Here is a 1,056-nt window from a genome sequence, read left to right as displayed (position 1 = left end):
ATACAGGGATTCATGGTTCAGAAGGGCAATCCGAAAAACATAAAGTCTCTTAGGGACATTTCAAGAGATAATGTATCCTTTGTAAATCGGCAGAAGGGTTCTGGAACAAGGGTTCTTCTTGATTACAGACTGAAGCAGGAAGGAATGGATAGAAGTGAAATAACGGGATACGACAGGGAAATGACTACACATATGTCCGTGGCAGCAGCTGTTTCATCAGGAACTGCAGATGTGGGTCTTGGAGTATATTCGGCAGCCAAGACAATGAACCTTGACTTCATACCTCTGGCGGAAGAGGAATATGATTTTGCTATTTTAAAGGAAGAGATGAACAATCCAAAAATGAAGATATTCCTGAAGGTGTTGGAATCCAAAAATCTGGAAGATGAGTTAAGGGAGCTTGGCGGATACACCTTTGAAAATACTGGAAAAGTGGTGAAAATATGAAAGATTCATATGGAAGAAACATTAGATATTTGAGGGTTTCAGTGACAGACAGATGCAACTTGAGATGCAAATACTGCATGCCTGAGGAAGGCGTAGGTAAAAAGAAGCATCTTGATATATTGTCACTTGAAGAAATATACCAGATAATAGAGGCGTCTGAGGAACTTGGATTCGACAAGATAAGATTGACAGGAGGAGAGCCTCTTGTAAGGAAAAACATAGAATGGCTTATAAAAAAGACTGCAGCACTGGAAGGAATAAAAGATATATCAATGACTACAAATGGAATACTTCTTGCTGACTATGCTGAAAAGCTAAAAAATGCAGGACTTAACAGGGTAAACATAAGTCTGGACACACTTAATCCCGAAAAGTTTATGGCTATTACAAGAGGTGGAAACCTTTCCGATGTTTTAAGAGGTATTGAGGCAGCCATTCATTATGGGTTGACTCCTATTAAGATAAATACAGTATTGATCGGAGGGTTCAACGACGACGAAATAGAAGTACTTGCAGATTATACACTAAACCACGATATACATGTAAGATTTATTGAGTTGATGCCCATTGGACTGTCGGCAAGCTGGTCCAATGAAAAATTTATATCTA

2 protein-coding genes are annotated in these 1,056 nt (G+C 38.9%); both read left to right on the top strand.

Features of this window, described 5'->3' with window-relative positions:
• Positions 1-447: substrate-binding domain-containing protein (locus tag AC3AX0_RS04200; RefSeq protein ID WP_487549053.1), on the top strand; the 447-nt coding region annotated here is incomplete at its 5' end.
• Positions 444-1,056, top strand: a 613-nt coding sequence (locus tag AC3AX0_RS04195; RefSeq protein WP_487549052.1) for a GTP 3',8-cyclase MoaA, incomplete at its 3' end; no start/stop codon positions are given. The genes AC3AX0_RS04200 and AC3AX0_RS04195, both read left to right, overlap by 4 nt.

This window comes from Dethiosulfatibacter sp., from assembly GCF_983023055.1.
The sequence above is the reverse complement of the archived record's forward strand: the minus strand, read 5'-3'. Positions and strand labels throughout refer to the sequence as shown.